The sequence below is a fragment of the Lutibacter sp. genome, from assembly GCF_041562875.1.
GTDB lineage: Bacteria > Bacteroidota > Bacteroidia > Flavobacteriales > Flavobacteriaceae > Lutibacter.
In genome coordinates this window covers 26,570-45,240 of the sequence record NZ_JBFFOE010000003.1, presented here as the reverse complement: position 1 = coordinate 45,240, position 18,671 = coordinate 26,570, and the positions used below count along the sequence as shown (strand labels likewise).

The 18,671-nt window shown below is 29.7% G+C and carries 17 protein-coding genes; 6 read left to right on the top strand and 11 right to left on the bottom strand.

The window, feature by feature from the left end; all coding sequences use genetic code 11:
• Nucleotides 1-69: 69 nt before the first annotated feature.
• Nucleotides 70-2,268, top strand: coding sequence for a S46 family peptidase (locus ABY863_RS00955; RefSeq protein WP_372792381.1), 2,199 nt, complete (start codon nucleotides 70-72; stop codon nucleotides 2,266-2,268).
• Between the two features lie 34 nt (nucleotides 2,269-2,302).
• Nucleotides 2,303-4,480, top strand: a complete 2,178-nt coding sequence (locus ABY863_RS00950; RefSeq protein WP_372792380.1) for a S46 family peptidase — start codon at nucleotides 2,303-2,305, stop codon at nucleotides 4,478-4,480.
• A 61-nt stretch (nucleotides 4,481-4,541) separates the two neighbouring features.
• Here ABY863_RS00950 and ABY863_RS00945 read toward each other — a convergent pair whose 3' ends face one another.
• The 6 genes from ABY863_RS00945 to ABY863_RS00920 all read right to left on the bottom strand — a co-directional run bounded on the left by ABY863_RS00945 (nucleotide 4,542) and on the right by ABY863_RS00920 (nucleotide 7,429).
• The gene (locus ABY863_RS00945) at nucleotides 4,542-4,712 is read right to left on the bottom strand and encodes an Arc family DNA binding domain-containing protein (protein WP_372792379.1); all 171 of its coding nucleotides are present in this window, start codon (nucleotides 4,710-4,712) and stop codon (nucleotides 4,542-4,544) included.
• 3 nt (nucleotides 4,713-4,715) lie between these two features.
• Entirely contained in the window at nucleotides 4,716-5,654 is a 939-nt protein-coding gene (locus ABY863_RS00940) for an alpha/beta hydrolase family protein (protein WP_372792378.1), read from the bottom strand.
• The gene (locus ABY863_RS00935) at nucleotides 5,644-6,147 is read right to left on the bottom strand and encodes a hypothetical protein (RefSeq protein WP_372792377.1); all 504 of its coding nucleotides are present in this window, start codon (nucleotides 6,145-6,147) and stop codon (nucleotides 5,644-5,646) included. Before ABY863_RS00935 ends, ABY863_RS00940 begins: the two co-directional genes overlap by 11 nt.
• Before the next feature lies 1 nt (nucleotide 6,148).
• Complete coding sequence (locus ABY863_RS00930; RefSeq protein ID WP_372792376.1) at nucleotides 6,149-6,316, bottom strand: DUF4177 domain-containing protein; 168 nt, start codon at nucleotides 6,314-6,316, stop codon at nucleotides 6,149-6,151.
• The gene (locus ABY863_RS00925) at nucleotides 6,317-6,487 is read right to left on the bottom strand and encodes a hypothetical protein (RefSeq protein ID WP_372792375.1); all 171 of its coding nucleotides are present in this window, start codon (nucleotides 6,485-6,487) and stop codon (nucleotides 6,317-6,319) included.
• Nucleotides 6,488-6,568: 81 nt separating this feature from the next.
• Nucleotides 6,569-7,429 (bottom strand): SPFH domain-containing protein, encoded by an 861-nt coding sequence (locus tag ABY863_RS00920; protein WP_372792374.1) that lies wholly within the window; start codon nucleotides 7,427-7,429, stop codon nucleotides 6,569-6,571.
• 111 nt (nucleotides 7,430-7,540) lie between these two features.
• Between ABY863_RS00920 and ABY863_RS00915 the strand changes: the two genes are divergently transcribed.
• On the top strand, nucleotides 7,541-8,329 hold the full coding sequence (locus ABY863_RS00915; RefSeq protein ID WP_372792373.1) for a S1/P1 nuclease: 789 nt from the start codon (nucleotides 7,541-7,543) through the stop codon (nucleotides 8,327-8,329).
• A gap of 1 nt (nucleotide 8,330) precedes the next feature.
• Here the strand turns inward: ABY863_RS00915 and ABY863_RS00910 are convergent, their stop codons facing one another.
• The 4 genes from ABY863_RS00910 to htpG form a co-directional block, all read right to left on the bottom strand.
• Nucleotides 8,331-9,119, bottom strand: coding sequence for an RluA family pseudouridine synthase (locus tag ABY863_RS00910; protein WP_372792410.1), 789 nt, complete (start codon nucleotides 9,117-9,119; stop codon nucleotides 8,331-8,333).
• Nucleotides 9,120-9,351: 232 nt separating this feature from the next.
• A complete protein-coding gene (locus ABY863_RS00905; RefSeq protein ID WP_372792372.1) occupies nucleotides 9,352-9,735 on the bottom strand; it encodes an NUDIX hydrolase in 384 nt (127 codons plus the stop codon).
• Between the two features lie 5 nt (nucleotides 9,736-9,740).
• Entirely contained in the window at nucleotides 9,741-10,430 is a 690-nt protein-coding gene (locus ABY863_RS00900; RefSeq protein WP_372792371.1) for a hypothetical protein, read from the bottom strand.
• Between the two features lie 141 nt (nucleotides 10,431-10,571).
• A complete protein-coding gene (gene htpG, locus ABY863_RS00895; RefSeq protein WP_372792370.1) occupies nucleotides 10,572-12,461 on the bottom strand; it encodes a molecular chaperone HtpG in 1,890 nt (629 codons plus the stop codon).
• Nucleotides 12,462-12,587: 126 nt separating this feature from the next.
• Between htpG and ABY863_RS00890 the strand changes: the two genes are divergently transcribed.
• Together ABY863_RS00890 and ABY863_RS00885 are read left to right on the top strand one after the other, a co-directional pair.
• The gene (locus ABY863_RS00890; RefSeq protein ID WP_372792369.1) at nucleotides 12,588-14,153 is read left to right on the top strand and encodes a GMC oxidoreductase; all 1,566 of its coding nucleotides are present in this window, start codon (nucleotides 12,588-12,590) and stop codon (nucleotides 14,151-14,153) included.
• An 11-nt stretch (nucleotides 14,154-14,164) separates the two neighbouring features.
• Nucleotides 14,165-14,857 (top strand): nitroreductase family protein, encoded by a 693-nt coding sequence (locus tag ABY863_RS00885; protein WP_372792368.1) that lies wholly within the window; start codon nucleotides 14,165-14,167, stop codon nucleotides 14,855-14,857.
• A gap of 40 nt (nucleotides 14,858-14,897) precedes the next feature.
• Here the strand turns inward: ABY863_RS00885 and ABY863_RS00880 are convergent, their stop codons facing one another.
• Complete coding sequence (locus ABY863_RS00880; RefSeq protein WP_372792367.1) at nucleotides 14,898-17,309, bottom strand: prolyl oligopeptidase family serine peptidase; 2,412 nt, start codon at nucleotides 17,307-17,309, stop codon at nucleotides 14,898-14,900.
• Nucleotides 17,310-17,600: 291 nt separating this feature from the next.
• Between ABY863_RS00880 and ABY863_RS00875 the strand changes: the two genes are divergently transcribed.
• Entirely contained in the window at nucleotides 17,601-18,608 is a 1,008-nt protein-coding gene (locus ABY863_RS00875) for a 3-oxoacyl-ACP synthase III family protein (protein ID WP_372792366.1), read from the top strand.
• The last annotated feature ends 63 nt before the right edge of the window (nucleotides 18,609-18,671 follow it).

Genomic DNA, 18,671 nt, shown 5'->3' with positions numbered 1-18,671 from the left:
TTTTTAATGAATATAGACTTATAAAATTGAGAATGGTTGGTTATATTTGTTCAATAAAATTTAATTAAAATGAAATATATAAAAGTCTATTTAATAGTAGCATTATTAGTTGTTTCTTGTAAAACTGTTCAAGAAACAACACAAGTTGTTAAAACTGATGTTCCTATTGTTGATACTCGTGAAATTCAAGGAGGAATGTGGATTCCTTCATTGTTAGAAGGTATAAATGAATTGGAAATGCAACAGTTAGGCAGTAAAATGACTGCCAAAGATATTTATGATGTAAATAATTCTAGTTTAAAAGATGCCATTGTACATTTTGATGGTGGTTGTACCGCAGAAATTATTTCTCCAAATGGATTACTTTTAACAAATCATCATTGTGGTTATGGTGCAATTCAATCACATTCATCTGTTGAAAGTGATTATTTAAAAGATGGATTTTGGGCTATGAATTATGAACAAGAATTGCCTAACCCAAGTATGTCTGTAACTTTTATAAAAAGAATAGATGATGTAACTAGTAATGTTTTTTTAGGTGTAACAGATGCTATGGACGAAGGTTCAAAAATGAAGTTAATTAACCAAAATATTGAAAAAGTAACAAAATCAGCTCAAAAAGAAGCTTGGCAAAAAGCAAATGTAAAATCGTTTTATGATGGGAATCAATACATCCTATTTATTACTGAAGAATTTAATGATATTCGTTTAGTAGGAGCCCCACCAACAGCAATTGGAAAATTTGGTGCAGATACTGATAATTGGGTTTGGCCACGTCATACGGGAGATTTTTCTATGTTTAGAATTTACGCAGATGCTAATAATTTACCAGCAAATTTTTCAAAAGAGAATGTTCCATACAAACCAAATCATTATTTGCCAGTTTCATTAGATGGTGTTGAAGAAGGTGATTTTACGTTGGTTTTTGGATTCCCTGGACGTACAAATGAATATTTACCAGCTGTGGGAGTTGATCAAATTGTGAATGTTTTAAATCCTGCTAAAATTGAAGTAAGAGAAAACGCTTTAAAAATAGTTGATTCTTACATGCGTAAAGATCCAGCTATTAAAATACAATATGCAGCAAAATTTGCTTCAACAGCAAACTATTGGAAAAAGTGGATTGGAGAAAATCAAGGAATTAAAAAGTCTAATGCTATTGAAAAGAAAAGAGTTTTAGAGCAAGAATTCACTAAAATAGTGAATGAAAAAGACTTGGTTGGCTACAAAACCTTACTTTCTGATTTTGAAAAATTATACAAAGAAATTGAAAGTGTATCATTAGCACGTGATTATTGGATAGAGATAGCTTACCGAAATGTTGAATTGTTAAACGTTACTTTTAGAGCTTTTCAAATTGAACAAGCCTATTTAAAAGGAGGAGATAAAGGATTTGAAGATGCTAGAGAATCAGTTTTAGGAAGATTTGAAGGAATGTATAAAAATTACAGTGCTGAAGTTGATAAACCTGTATTTGAAAATTTAGTGAGTTTATACGCAGAAAAAGTACCAAAGGAATATTTGCCAGAGAATATGGTAGGTGTTGATTTTACAGCATTAACGAATGATATCTATTCAAATTCAAAATTATTGACTTATGAAGGAGCTAAAGATTTATTAGCAGGTTCAGCTGAAGAAGCTATTAAAAAGTTAAATGAAGATAAAGGGTATGCTTTTGGAAAAGAATTACACACTATTTTTTACACCAAAATGGAGCCTAAATTTCAAGAATTAAATTTACAATTAATAGCTATACAAAAGCAATACATGAAAGGTTTAATGGAAGTATTTCCTAACAAACGTTTCTTCCCAGATGCGAATAGCACTTTGCGCGTAACATATGGGCAAGTAAGAGGTTATGAGCCAAAAGATGGAGTTTATTATAATACAACAACTTATTTAGATGGTGTCATGGAAAAATATGTTCCGGGAGATTATGAGTTTGATGTGCCTCAAAAATTACAAGATTTATATCATTCAAAAAACTATGGTCAATATGCTGAAAATGGTAAAATGCCAGTTTGCTTTATAGGAACAAACCATACAACAGGAGGGAATTCTGGTAGCCCAGCAATTGATGCACACGGTAATTTAATTGGTTTAAACTTTGACAGAGTTTGGGAAGGAACGATGAGTGATATGAATTATGACCCAGATATTTGTAGAAATATAATGGTAGATATTCGCTATGTATTATTTATTATAGATAAATATGCAGGTGCACAAAATTTAATTGATGAAATGACTTTAGTTCATCCAAAAAAATAAAAAATAATTAAATAAATAATTAAACGTAAATCAAATGAAACAAATAAAATTATATTTTTTTATTGCGACAATCTTTTTGTCGCTTAGTATTTCAGCTCAAAAAGCAGAAAAGATTGACACTAGAGATATCCAAGGCGGAATGTGGGTTCCTTCATTATTAGAAGGAATGAATGAACAAGAAATGCAATTATTAGGTAGTAAAATGACTGCCAAAGATATTTATGACGTAAACAATTCTAGTTTAAAAGATGCTATTGCACATTTTGCTGGTGGTTGTACTTCTGAAATTATTTCACCAAACGGTTTACTTTTAACAAATCATCACTGTGGTTTTGGTGCTATTCAATCACACTCATCTGTAGAACATGACTATTTAAAAGATGGTTTTTGGGCAATGAGCTATGAAGAAGAATTACCAAATGAAAGATTAAGTGCAACATTTATTAAAAGAATAGATGATGTAACAACTCAAGTTTTTGAAGGTGTTACAAATGATATGGATGAAGCTGCTAAAATGAGCTTAATAAGTCAGAATATTAATAAGGTATCTAATTCAGCTCAAAAAGAAGCATGGCAAGATGCAAATGTAAAATCATTTTATAAAGGAAATCAGTATTTGTTATTTGTAACAGAAGAATTTAAAGATGTACGTTTAGTAGGTGCGCCACCAACATCAATTGGAAAGTTTGGAGCAGATACAGATAACTGGATGTGGCCACGCCATACAGGAGATTTTTCCATGTTTAGAGTGTATGCAGATGAAAATAATCGTCCTGCAACATATTCTAAAGATAATAAACCATACAAACCAAATCATTATTTACCAATATCATTAGATGGTGTTGAAGAAAATGACTTTACATTAGTTTTTGGTTTTCCGGGACGTACAAATGAGTATTTACCTGCTGTTGCAGTTGATCAAATTGTAAATGTTTTAAATCCAGCAAAAATTGAAGTAAGAGAAAACGCTTTAAAAATTATTGATTCTTATATGCGTAAAGATGCAGATTTAAAAATTAAATATGCCTCTAAATATGCTTCAACTGCAAATTATTGGAAAAAATGGATAGGTGAAGATCAAGGAATTCATCAAACAAATGCAATTGCCATTAAAAAAGAATTAGAAAGTGAATTTTCGAAAATAGTTAAAGAAAAAGATTTAGTAGGTTATACTACATTATTATCTGATTTTGAGAAATTATATAAAGAAATAGAAAGTGTTTCATTAGCCCGTGATTATTGGATAGAAATTGCTTACAGAAACGTTGAGTTATTGGGTATTACTTTTAGAGCTTTTCAAATTGAACAGGCATATTTAAAAGGAGGAGAGCAAGGTTTTGAAAAAGCAAGACAAAATATTTTAGGAAATTATGAAGGAACTTATAAAAATTACAGCGCCTTAGTTGATAAGCCTGTATTTGAAAAGTTAGTAGCTTTATATGCTGAAAAAGCACCAAAAGAATATATTCCAGCAAATATGAATGGGGTAAATTTTTCAACTTTAGCGAATGATATTTATGCAACATCTAAATTAACAAGTTTAGAAGATGCAAAAGAATTATTGTCTGGTTCAGCAGAAGAAGTTATCAAAAAATTAAATAATGATAGCGCTTATAAATTTGGTAAAGAATTACACACAATTTTTTACAACAAATTAGAGCCTAAGTTTCAAGAGTTAAATTTACAAATTGAGGCTGTTCAAAAAGAGTATATGACAGCTTTAATGGAAGTATTTCCTAACAAACGATTTTTCCCAGATGCGAATAGTACATTGCGTGTTAATTATGGAATGGTGCAAGGATACAACCCTAAAGATGGTGTAACTTATACAACCAAAACGTATTTAAAAGGTGTTATGGAAAAATATGTTCCTGGAGATTACGAATTTGATGTTTCTAAAAAATTACAAGATTTATACAATACAAAAGATTATGGTCAGTATGGAGAAAATGGTAAAATGCCAGTGAACTTTTTGTCAACTAATCATATGACTGGTGGAAATTCAGGAAGTCCTATGATTGACGCACATGGGAATATGATTGGTTTAGCTTTTGATACCACTTGGGAAGGTACAATGAGTGATTTATATTTTGATGCTGATATTGTTAGAAGTATATCTGTAGATATTCGTTATGTATTATTTATTATTGATAAATATGCAGGTGCTAAAAATTTAATTGATGAAATGACTTTAGTTCATCCAAAAAAGTAGTAAAAACGTAATAAATATTATAAAAAAACTCCAAATGAAAATTTGGAGTTTTTTGTTAGATTTATTCTTCAGGAGTTTTGTCCTTCGGTAAACGTTTGGCATCTTTTAGGCACTTGTTTAGCATCCATTCTAATTGTCCGTTTGTTGAACGGAACTCATCAGCGGCCCATTTTTCAACAGCTTTAAGCATGTCTTCATTAATTCTTAGTGCAAATGCTTTTTTCTTTGACATTGTTTATGCTTTAATAAATGCTACAATAGAAGTTATTAAGGCTTCCATTATTGGTAAATCTGGATTTGTATAGGAATTCATATTTTCATTTACATCTCCATTTATTTCTTTAAAAATATGATTCATATTTTTAATTAATACTAATTCTGAAGTTGTGTTTGCTTTATGCAGCAATTCAGCTTCTGAAACATTCACTTGAATATCGTTAGTACCATTTATGATTAAAATAGGTTTTGTTAATTTTTTAAGTTCAATTTGTGGATTGTATTTTATCCAAGATATTAAAAATGGTTGAACAGATTTGTTGAATAATGAAATTAGCATAGGGTTAAATTCTTCAACAGTATTACCCTTTTTTAACTCAGTTAAAATTTTAACGGTTTCATCTTTTAAAAATGGAGCTTGTTTTGAAATTTGTTCCACTAATATTTCATCAATAGTTCTTCCAGCTCCTGCTATAGAAATAAATCCATCAATATTATTTGCACTTGCTAGTATACCAACTAAACTACCTTGGCTATGTCCAGCAACAATAATTTTAGAATAATTATTGGAGTTTTTAAAATACTGAATAACAGATTTAGCTTCTTCAATGAAAACATTAAAAGTTAATGATTCTACTTTCTTTTTATCTTCTTTTGTATATGAAAGTACACTTTTATCGAAACGATAGGTTGCAATATTATTTAAAGATAAGCCTTCAGCTAAAAATTTTAATGAATTGTTTTTCATTGCAACATTATTCCCATTTCTATCCGTTGGGCCTGATCCAGGAATTAAAATTACCAATGCACTTTTTTCTAATGAGTTAGGTTTTAATAGTGTACCATTTATTGTTACAGAATTAGTTGGAATACTTAATTCAGATTCAGTATAATTCTTCTCTTGTGCCATTACAAAAGTTGAAATAAATGCGATAAAAAATGTTAGTTTAATATTCATTTGTTACTATTTTGTTTTTATAAGTGTCTATAGCTCTTTGAATTTCTTCTTTTTTTTGAGTTCCTATTAAGATTTTTTTTCCATTAGTTAACTCTAATTGCAAACCAATATTTCCTTTTGTTGTGAAAGATTTTACTTTTTTACTAAATTTCATTCCCCAGCCGTTATATTCTGAAATGGCATTATAATTTCTAATATAACATTTCGATATTGAACTCCAAAAAATTAGTTTGTATGAAAAATGAAATGGGTAAAATTGATAATGAATACCAATCTCATCAACACGTGTTTTTAATTTCATAAAAAGAAACAATATAGCTACAAGAGCAACAAAAATTAAACCGCTTAAAGCACCTATTTTTTCGCTAAAACTTGCAGTTGAATTTACTGGCCAATTATTGGATGTTGTAATTCCAATAGCAATAAAAGCTATTGAATGTATTATAATTACAAGTGGTTGATTAAATTTTTGTTCTTCTATAAAAACTTTCACGTTACATTCTGTTTTTGTCTCGTTCTAAAATGACTTTCGAAAAATTACCATGATTATCTCCAATGGCACTTTTCACTTCCCAGCCTTCTCGCGAGAATTGATTAAGAGCATCTTCAAACACATCATCTTTTTTCCAAAAACTTTTTTTAATAATTTTATATTCTTTCATCTATCTATTTTTTTCTCGTTCAAGAACTGCTTTTCTAATGTTAGCAGATTGATCAAAACCAACATTAATAACACTCCATCCTTGAGAAGCATATTTGTTAAATAAGTCTTCAAAAGTTTCATCTTTATAAGCCCACATACTATCTGGCTTTATGATTTTATATTCTTTCATAGTATAGCTTTAAACAAATAAATTTATTGGAAGTGTTGTTAGTATAATGATAATAATTATAATAAAATAAATAACCATTTTTTAGTGATTTAAAGTTCCTGTATTAACTATTGGAGAAACATCTTTATCGGAACAAAGAACTACCATTAAGTTGCTTACCATTGCCGCTTTTCGTTCTTCATCTAGCTCTACAATATTTTTTCTGTTAAGGTGTTCTAAAGCCATTTCAACCATGCTAACAGCACCTTCTACAATTTTATGCCTAGCAGCAACAATTGCTGTTGCTTGTTGGCGTTTTAACATGGCACTTGCAATTTCTTGAGCATAAGCTAAATATCCAATACGCGCTTCTAAAACTTCAATACCAGCCATATCTAAACGTTCCGCAAGTTCTTTCTCTAATGCCTCGCTAACTTCATTAACACTAGCTCTTAAAGTAATTTCTTCAGCTTTGCCCTCATCTTCAAAATTATCGTAAGGATATAAACTCGCCAATTTACGAACTGCTGCATCTGATTGAACACGTACAAAATTTTCATAATTATCAACGTCAAATGCTGCTTTATAAGTATCTTTTACTTTCCAAACGGCAATGGTACTAATCATAATTGGATTTCCAAGTTTGTCATTTACTTTAACGCGTTCACTGTCAAAGTTGCTAGCTCTTAATGAAATACTTTTTTTTGTGTATAAAGGATTTGCCCAATAAAAGCCGTTTTCTTTTACCGTTCCAATGTATTTACCAAACAATAAAATTACTTTTGAAGTATTAGGGTTTACCAAAAAGAATCCGGGCAAAGTGGCAATTGTTAACAGTAAAAAAATGAAAAATAATGGGATTATTGAATTTACAATGCTTGTAATTGCACTAATAATGAACACAATTAATAAGATTAGCATTGAATAGCCGCTTGATAATTTTATAATTTTTTCTTGACTCATAATACTTGATTTAAAGTGATATTAAAATGATATTATAAAGATATAATATATTTTTTATTTTTTCCAAATTTTTAACAAACTTTATTTTTATATTTGCTTAAAATAAAAAAAATGAAATCAGTAAAAATAATTTATATTCTAGTATTTTTTTTAATTACATCTTCTAGTTTAAATGCAAGTTCTCCTGAATGGGGAGCAACAGGTCATAGAACTATTGGGAAAATAGCAGAGGGTTATTTAAAAGGAAAAACTAAACGTAAAATTGCAGAACTATTAGATGGACAAAGTTTAGCGTTGGTATCAACTTTTGGAGATGATATAAAATCAGATAAACGCTACAATAAGTTTTATACGTGGCATTTTGTAAATATGCCTTTTGAGGTGAAATATGAAGATTCTGAAAAGAATCCTGATGGTGATATGGTTACCGGAATTGAGAAATGTAAAGAAATTATTTTAGATAAAAGCACGTCAAAAGATGACAAAGTTTTTCATTTAAAATTGCTAGTTCACTTAATAGGAGATTTGCATCAGCCAATGCATGTTGGTAGAAAAGAAGATAAAGGAGGGAATACTATCCAAGTACAGTGGTTTAATAATGGAACAAACTTGCATAGGGTTTGGGATTCGGATATGATCAATCATTTTGACATGACTTATACTGAGCTTGCTAATAATTCAGATAAAATTTCTAAAGAACAAATAGCATTTTTACAAAAAGGAACTATCGTAGATTGGGTAAATGAAACTCAAACATTTACTGTAAAAGCTTATGCTTCATCTGAAATTGGTGAAAAATTAGGTTATAATTATATGTATGATAACTTTGGATTGGTACGTTCTCAATTGCAAAAAGGAGGAATTCGCTTAGCGAAGGTTTTGAATGAATTGTTTGATTAGGTTACAAATTATATGTATTCCAACGTCTTTTTTCACGAACCAGTATGGAATTAAATTTTTGAGGAATTTCAATTTTTAATTCTATAATTTGAAAAGTTTTTGGATGTAAAAATTTCAGTTCAGCAGCACATAAAAAAAGCCCTTTACCTTTGTGAAGGGTTTCTTTGTTTCCATACAATTTATCCCCTAAAATAGGGTGTCCAATTGATGCCAAATGAATACGAATTTGATGTGTTCTACCTGTTTTAGGAGAAACTTTTAAGCAACTTAATTGTTGGTATTTTAAAGAGTTTACTATTTTAATAGTTTCAAAACTTGTTTCAGCGTCCTTATCTTCAATTGGTGTGTTTATAATTTTATTGGTATGTACTTTTCCAATTACAATAGCACAGTATTTTTTTTGTATTGTGTGATGACTAAATTGATTTCCTAATTCAATTTGAGCTGTTTTTGTTTTTGCAATTAATAACAATCCAGAAGTTTGATTGTCTAATCTATGCACTGGCGTTGGCCAAGGTAAACTATCTTTGGAATTGCTTTTTTTTAAATTAAAAGGCAATGCATTGTATACAGTTTTGTAAGCATTTCCATTGACCGATAAACCTGCAGGTTTATTTATAACAGCCATTTCTTCATCTTCATAAACCACATCTATAGAACATTCAAAAATTTTTGGTTGTGTTTGTGGGACTTCAAGCAGTTCTAACACAAAACCATCTTGAATCCAAGTTCCAGTTTGTGCAACTTTTCCATTTGCAATAATTTGTCCTCTTTTAATCGCTTTTTTTATTCCTGCATTAGACGGAATAAAAGAGTGGAATATGGTTGGAGCATACTCTTGTAACCGAATATTTTCTATGCCTTTTGGTACAATATGAGAATGGATAGTTTTAATAATCTTGTTTTAGGTTAGTTTTTGTTTCAATAAAAGATGATACTAAAATAATAAAGTTACACTTACATTAGTTTTAAACTACTAATAATTTGTTAAAATGTAAGTAATTGATAATTATGCAGTTATGTTATAGTAATTGATTTTTATAAAGTAATTGAATAATCTCTTTATAATCGAAGGATAATTTTAATTTTACGGCTTCATCGTATGAAAACCAATTATAATCTAGAACTTCTAATTCTTGAACCTTTATTTCGCCATTCCAATTTCCTAAAAAGCGATAATAGTTTCTATCTTGCCAAATACCTGTTTTTAAAATTGAAGTAGGAGAGAAGTTTAAATTACATTCTTCTTTTACTTCTCTTATTACATTTTGTTCGGCGGTTTCACCTTTTTCAGCTCTTCCGCCTGGGCAACCCCAAAATTCAGGATAGTTTTCAGTATAATTTGAACGCTGAAGTAAGAGTATTTTTTTTCCTTGAAGTATAATTCCGGATGCAGCTAAAATCATAAAATTCAATTATTTTTAATAATTCCTAAGGTTGCAGTTTCATTGGTAGCAAGATTCCATTCTTTACTTGATAATAAATTTCCATTTGCATCATAAACACTAAATTCAGCAGTATTTGGTCCAGAAAATCCTTGGTTTAGAGCTTGAAAATCAATTCTATTGTAACCTTGTTTCAAATCAATATACAATACATAGTAATTTCCTTTTAAACCAATATTATCACTTACAACTTGTTCATTTAAGTAAATTTTAATTCTATCACCATCAACATAACTATAATCTCTACATTCAATTTTTACAGTTTTAGTAGCACTATTGATAGTACCTAAACTAAAATTACTTTCTAGTTTTTTATTAGTTACATCTTTACCTTTCCAATATTTTTTTCCAATGATGTCTTTGTTTTCGGGTAATTCTTCTAATAAAAAATTTTGAGTTTGTGCTGTAGGTTTATTTTTTTCTAAATTTTTATGAATCGCTGCAGTATTTAATTTATTTTCATTTCTAAGATCAAAATCTGTAATTGGTTGTACTTTAGTAATTGCGGAAGTTGCTTTTAATTGATAATTTCCTTTAATAGCATTAATTTCATTATCAGTTTTTTTAAATTTTGTAGTGTCATTTTGTGAAAATAAACTAACAGAACTAAAACTAATTAGTAAAATTAAAAAAAGCGATTTTAAAGTCTTATTCATTTTTTGTATTTAGATTTTAGTACTAACAAAAAAAGTGCCATTTAATTTAAGTAAGTACTATAAAAAGTAAAAATAATAAAAAAAGCCTCAATTAGTATTGAGGCTTGGTATTAATTGTTTGTTAAACTATTTTGAAGAATATTACTTAATTAATTCAAAACTACGTTTAATAAATTTTGTTAGCTCTTCACCGTGTAACAAGTTTTGTGAAAGTTTAGCCAAATCAAAAGCTTGTTTTATTAAAGCTTCTTGTTTCTTTTTGGTTTTGGTAGCTAAAATTTTACCAACCAATTCGTTATTTGTGTTGACTACTAAATTGTACATATCAGGAAAATTACCCATTCCCATCATTCCGCCACCGCCTGAAGCTTGCATTTCTTTCATTCTACGCATAAATTCAGGTTGCGTAATAATAAAAGGATTTGCATTTGAATCCATTGCTTCTAATTGAACCGTATATGTTTGTTTTGGAATTGCTTCTTCAATTAATGGTTTTAATGTTTCCTTTTCTTCATCAGAAAGTTTACTGATTGAAGTTTCATCTTTTTTAATCAAATTTTCAATATGATCAGAGTCAACTCTTACAAATTGAAGATTTTCTTTGCTTCCTTCTAATTTTTGAATGAAGTGAGAAACAATAGGAGAATCTAGTAATAATACTTCATATCCTTTTTCTTTTGCAGCTTCAATATAACTGTGTTGCGCTTTTTCGTTTGAAGCATACAAAACAATTAAGTTACCATCTTTATCTGTTTGAGTTGGTTTTATTTTTTCTTCTAATTCTGAAAAAGTAAAATAGGTTTTATCAACTGTTGGATATAATGCGAATTTGTCAGATTTTTCGAAGAATTTATCTTCTGAAAGCATTCCATATTCAATTATAATTTTAATATCATCCCACTTTTCTTCAAAAGCTTTACGGTCATTTTTAAATAAACTAATTAATTTATCAGCAACTTTTTTTGTAATATAAGATGCTATTTTCTTAACAGCACCATCAGCTTGTAAATACGAACGAGAAACGTTTAATGGAATATCAGGTGAATCTATTACACCACGTAACATTTGTAAAAAATCTGGTACAATTCCTTCAACATTATCGGTTACAAATACTTGATTTTGATATAATTGAATTTTATCTTTTGTTGGATCTAAATTTTTATTCAACTTTGGAAAATATAAAATTCCAGTTAAATTAAACGGATAATCTACATTTAAATGAATATGGAATAAAGGTTCTTCAAATTGCATTGGATACAATTCTCTGTAGAACGAATTGTAATCTTCATCTTTTAAATCGGCTGGAAGTTTTGTCCAAGCTGGATTTGGATTGTTTACAATATTAGCAACTGTAATTGTTTCTGGTTTTGCACCTTCAGGAGCATCTTCAGCTAAAGGCAACGTTTCTTCACGTGTTCCAAATTTAATTGGAATAGGCATAAATTTGTTGTACTTATTTAAAAGCTCTGTTATTTTACGTTCTTCTAAAAATTCTAAAGAATCATCGTCAATATGTAAAACAATCTCGGTTCCTCTTTCTGTTCTTTTAGTTTCCTCCAATGTATACTCAGGACTTCCATCACACTCCCAACGCACAGCTTTTGAACCTTTTTGATAAGATTTTGTAAAAATTTCAACACTGCTTGCAACCATAAAAGAAGAGTAGAAGCCTAAACCGAAATGACCAATAATTCCCGTGTCTTCAACTTTGTCTTTGTATTTTTCAACAAATTCTTCAGCTCCAGAAAAAGCAACTTGGTTAATATATTTTTCAACCTCTTCAGAAGTCATTCCAACTCCTTGGTCAATAATTCTAATTTCTTTTTTTTCTTTATCAACTATTACTTCAATAATTGGATTTCCAATATCTCCTTTAATTTCACCTAAAGTTGATAAGTGTTTTAATTTTAAAGTTGCATCTGTTGCATTTGAAATTAATTCACGTAAAAATATTTCGTGATCTGAATACAAGAATTTTTTTATAATGGGAAAAATATTTTCAGCCGTTACATTAATACTTCCTTTTGTCATATCTTAAGTTTTTAATTTTAATATTTATGTTATTTGTTAGTCAAAAAAAATACCAAACTTATTTCTGTGACAAACTGACACTATTAAAAATAATTACATAAATTGTGAACTATAAATAAAAGTAGCATGACTCAATATGATTATGTAATTATTGGAAGCGGATTTGGAGGTTCAGTTAGCGCATTACGATTGTCTGAAAAAGGATATAAAGTGTTGGTTATTGAAAAAGGTAAATGGTTTAAAAGTGAGGATTTTCCAAAGACAAATTGGGAATTAAAAAAATGGATTTGGGAACCAAAATTTAAGTTAAGAGGTTTTTTTAAAATGACTTTTTTAAACCATGTAACTGTGCTATCAGGTGTTGGTGTTGGTGGAGGTTCATTAACGTATGCGAATACATTGCCTATTCCTAAACAACATTTTTTTACATCGGGAAGTTGGGCAACTTTAAATAATTGGGAAGAAAAATTAAAACCACATTACCAAACGGCCTATAAAATGTTAGGAGCTGCTATAAATCCTAAATTACTTGCTTCAGATTTAACAGTTCAAGAAATGGCAAAAGATATTGGAAAAGAAAATCATTTTGAGGCTGCTAAAGTTGCCGTTTATTTTGGTGAAGCTGGGCGAAAAGTTGAAGACCCTTATTTTAATGGAAAAGGACCTGATAGAACTGGATGTACACATTGTGGAGCTTGTATGACAGGTTGTAGATATAATGCCAAAAATACATTAGATAAAAATTATTTGTATTTAGCGCAGCAGTTGGGAGCTGAAATTTTAGCAGAAAAGGAAGTTTTTAATGTAATTGTTTTAGGTGCAGAAGATGGCTCTGATGGCTATAAAATTGAATTTAAATCTAGCATTGGTAAAAAGAAAAAAGAAAGTATAACTTCAAAAGGTGTTATTTTTTCAGGTGGAGTTGTAGGAACAGTTCCATTATTATTAAAACTGAAGGAAAATTCTTTACCTAATTTGTCAGCATATGTGGGGAAAAATATTCGTACAAATAATGAATCTTTATTAGTTGTTACTTCAACAGATAAAAACCCAAAAGATTATTCAAAAGGACTGGCAATTGGCTCAATTTTACATACTGATGAAAACAGTCATTTAGAGCCTGTGCGTTATGGTGAAGGTTCTGGTTTTTTTAGACTTTTAACAATGCCACTAGTTTATCATAAACTTGCACTATTTAGGTTTTTAGGGATTTTTGGCTTGGCTTTAAAAAAACCTTTAAGACTATTTAAAACTATTTTCGCTAATAATTATGCAAGGCGAACAACCGTTTTATTGTTTATGCAAACGTTAGATAGTTCACTTAGGTTAAAACTAGGAAAAATTACAAAAATGAAAACAGAGCAGGAAGATGGTCTCAAACCAAATGCATTTATCCCTGAGGCGCTCACTTTAGGTAAAATATTTGGAAAAAAAGTAAAAGGAATTCCATATGCTAATTTCACAGATGTATTGCTTGGAACACCTACTACAGCTCATATTTTGGGAGGAGCAGTCATGGGAGAAAATGTTTCAAAAGGAGTAATTGATAGACATTGTAAAGTATTTGGTTACAAAAATATGCTGGTTTGTGATGGTTCAATGATTTCAGCAAATCCAGGTGTGAATCCATCATTATCTATAACAGCAATTTCAGAATATGGTATGAGTAAAATCCCTAATAAAGAATCTTAAATTATTTTAAAATGAAGCAAGCAGAAGATTATATAATTGTAGATGGATTTAAGCATATTAGCTATAAAAGCGAAACATTTTCTGAAGCCAAAATGATTCTTAGATCGAAAGAATATTATGAGGGGGTAGATAAGCGAAGATCAGTTCGTCATTTTTCCGATAAACCAGTCCCAATTGAAGTTATAGAAAATATGATTAAATCTGCTTCTACAGCACCTTCAGGCGCGAATAAACAACCTTGGACTTTTTGTGTTGTTAAAAATGCTGAAATAAAGAAAAACATTAGAAAAGCTGCTGAAGAAGAAGAACGAAAAAGTTATAATGAACGAATGAGCGATAAATGGTTGGAAGATTTAAAACATTTAGGAACTGATGCTAATAAACCTTTTTTAGAAATTGCTCCATACTTAATAGCCGTGTTTAAACGACCTTTTGAATATGGCGTAAATGGTGAAAAACACGAAAATTATTATGTAAATGAATCTGTTGGTTTGGCTTGTGGTTTTTTAATTTCAGCGATACACAATGCAGGTTTAGTTACTTTAACACATACGCCAAGTCCAATGCGTTTTTTAGAAAAAATATTGGAAAGGCCAGCTAATGAACGTGCCTTTTTATTGTTGCCTGTTGGATATGCAGCTGAAAATGCGTTTGTGCCAGATATTCAGCGAAAACCACTTGAAAAAATTATGGATTTGTATTAAAAAAAGCAGCTTTAGAGCTGCTTTTTTATCGTATCCTAAATTATTTTCGGTTTTTAACATATTCTTCTAGCCATTGATCTTGTTCCCAAAGTAAGTGTAGTACAGATTCTTTTGCGCTGTAACCGTGACTTTCTTTAGGTAACAATACTAAACGAACTGGAGCTCCAAGTCCTTTTAATGCGTTAAAATATCGCTCACTTTGTAAAGGGTAAGTACCTGAATTATTATCTGCTTCACCATGAACTAGCAATAATGGAGTTTTCATAGTATCAGCATGCATAAATGGAGACATTGCATTGTAAATTTCTGGCGCTTCCCAATAATTTCGTTCTTCACCTTGAAAACCAAAAGGAGTTAACGTTCTATTGTACGCTCCACTTCTTGCAATACCAGCAGCAAATAAATTTGAATGTGATAATAGGTTTGCAGTCATAAATGCCCCATATGAATGTCCACCAACAGCTACCTTATTTCTATCAATGTATCCTAATTTATCAACAGCATCAATGGCGGCTTTGCCATTTGCAACTAATTGTTTTATAAAAGTATCATTTGGTTCTTCATCTCCTTCTCCAACTATAGGGAATGCTGCTTTTTCTAAAATAACATAGCCTCTAGTTACCCAAAATACTGGAGAACCATAATTAGGATATGTAAAGTTATTTGAATTTGAAGTGCTTTGTCCAGCACTATTTTTGTCTTTATATTCTACAGGATATGCCCAAACAATCATTGGGTATTTTTTACCTTCTTCATAATTTGTAGGTAAATACAAAATTCCTGATAAATCTAATCCATCTTCACGTTTGTATTTAATTACTTCTTTATGAACATTTTCAATGCTTTTAAAAGGGTTTTCAAATTGAGTAAGAGGAGTAAGACTATTACTTTTTTTAATGTTTCTTACATAATAGTTAGGATATTCATTTTTAGATTCTATTCTAACAATGATTTCTCCTTTTTTAATATCTAAAACCGAAGAAATATCTTCAACTTTATCAGATAAGTTTGATTGGTATAGCCTTTTTGTTTTTAAAGTTTTTAAGTTCATTTCATCAATAAAAGGAAATTTTCCTTTTTCACTATATCCATCACCAATTAAATAAGCATTGTTATTGACTAAATCTAAAACTTCACGATTAAAATTATTTCTTTTGGTAACAAAATTTCCTGGGTCGCTATAATTATCTTGATAGTTTCTATTGAAAACAATTACAGGTTTCAAATTATTGTTTGAAGGGTTAAATAGATAAGATCTTGTATTTCTATTATTTCTCCAATAATCATTGGCAATTGCTGTTTGGTCATTTCCCCATTCAATACCATAAAAACGATCAATAGTTTTAATTAAAGAAGTTTTTTCTCCAATAAAAGGCGCATCTAATTGAAATACCTCATCTCTAAAATCAACTTCAATGCTTGGGTCACCTTCATCTAATGCCTCACACCAAAAAAGTGTAGCTGGTTTGTCATCTCTCCAAGAAAGGTTTCTTTTACCTTTTCTTTCTGCCATAAATCCTTGAGGTAAATCTTCAATTAATGGAATTTCTAAAATTGTTTTTACAAAAACTCCATCTGAATTGTAAATAGTAGTTTCAGAGGCAAATCTGTTATAAGGAACCAAGTAAGAAAAAGGTTTTTTAATTGTTGAAACTAAAACGTAATCACCATTAGGTGAGAATGATACATTTGTAAACATGTCATTTTTTTTCCATAGTTTTACTTCACCATTTAAATTTACTCTATACAATTCTGAAAGTACTAATTGTTCGAAATTATGTTCGTCAGCTGGGTTTTTTAGAAGATCCTGATACGTTCTATTTTGAGCTTTTACTCCTTCTTCACTTAAAGATACAGTTGGTCCTGTTGGAACAGCTGTTTTAGTATTAATAAGCGCTAATTTTTCTTTAGAAATTACTTTTATAAGTAAAGAATTATTGTCTTTAAACCAAGAATACGGACTGCGAGTATTTGCATTTATATTTGCGTTTGTTATTTTTTTTACAGATTTTGTTTGTATATCTAATACCCAAAGTTCAACACCAGTAGTAACGGTGTTAGTAAAAGCCATTTTTTCTTGATTAGGAGACCAAGAGAAATTTGCAAATCTTCCATTTTCGGGTAATCCAAGCACTTTTTCATCTGTATTATTTCTTCCAACTCGTATTTTTATATTGGTATAATAATTTTCTCTACTGCCAATATTAGTTACTGGATTAATTCTTAGTCCACCAAGTCTCATTTCAGTTTCAGAAAGTTCATCAATGCTTTTAAAATTGCTTCGATAAAGAAAAACAATGTTTTCTCCTTTATCATCCATTCTAATAGATGGAGCTATAGGAGCTTCTGCTAGTTCAAGGATTTCTTTTGGAGGTTTTTGATAAGTTAAATTTTCTTGGGAATAAACAATTGTACCTAAAAATAGTACTAATAATAATAGAATATTTTTCATTTTAATTTAGTTGATTTTATTTAAAGTTTTTTCAAATTTATCAAAACAGAAAGATTTAATTACCTAATAAAATGTTAAATGGCAGCTAATTTATAATAGATATAAATAAAATTCTTAATAAATTGTTTACCTTTCTAAAATAATAAATAAGTATGTCACTCATATTTCAGATAACTTTGATAAAATGATTTTAGTAAATTGCTAGATTAAAATATGGAATTGCAATTATTATTGTTGTGAATACTTGAAGATTTTAGTATGTTTGAAACCAATAAATAAAAATATTAATATATGTATAATTCAAAGATAACCGGACTTGGTTATTATGTCCCTGATAATATAGTGACAAATGATGATTTATCCAAAATGATGGATACTAATGATGAGTGGATTCAGGAAAGAACAGGAATCAAAGAGCGAAGATGGATTAAAGAGGGAAGTGAAGATACATCTGCAGTTATGGGGGCTAAAGCATCTCGAATTGCAATTGAAAGAGCTGGGTTATCAAAAGATGATATAGATTTTATAGTATTTGCTACTTTAAGTCCTGATTATTATTTCCCTGGTTGTGGAGTTCAATTGCAAGAAATGCTTGATATGAGAACTGTAGGAGCTATAGATATTAGAAATCAATGTTCTGGTTTTATTTATGCCATGTCTGTTGCAGATCAGTTTATTAAAACTGGAATGTATAAAAATGTGCTAGTGGTTGGATCTGAGTTCCATTCTGGAGGTTTAGATAAATCAACTCGTGGTAGAGGTGTTACTGTAATTTTTGGAGATGGAGCAGGAGCAGCAGTTTTATCAAGAACGGAAGACAATTCAAAGGGTATTTTATCTACTCATTTACATTCTGAAGGGAAACATGCTAAAGAATTAATAGTAGAATCTCCAAGTATAAAACATTGGGTGCCTGCATTAATTGCTGAGAGCGATGAGAATGATGAATCTTATTATCCTTATATGAATGGTACTTTTGTATTTAAGCATGCAGTAGTACGTTTTTCTGAAGCTATTATTGAAGGTTTACAAGCTAATAATTTAGAAGCTTCAGATATAAATATGTTAATTCCGCATCAAGCAAATTTACGTATTTCTCAGTTTGTTCAGAAAAAATTTAAGTTAAGTGATGACCAAGTTTATAATAACATTATGAAGTATGGTAATACAACTGCGGCATCAGTAATAATTGCATTAACAGAGGCTTGGGAACTAGGTAAAATAAAAGACAATGATTTAGTTGTTTTAGCTGCTTTTGGTAGTGGATTTACTTGGGGAAGTGTTATTATGAGATGGTAATTTTAACGTAATATGATAAAATAATAAAAAGCCTCAATAACGCAAGTTTTGAGGCTTTTTTAA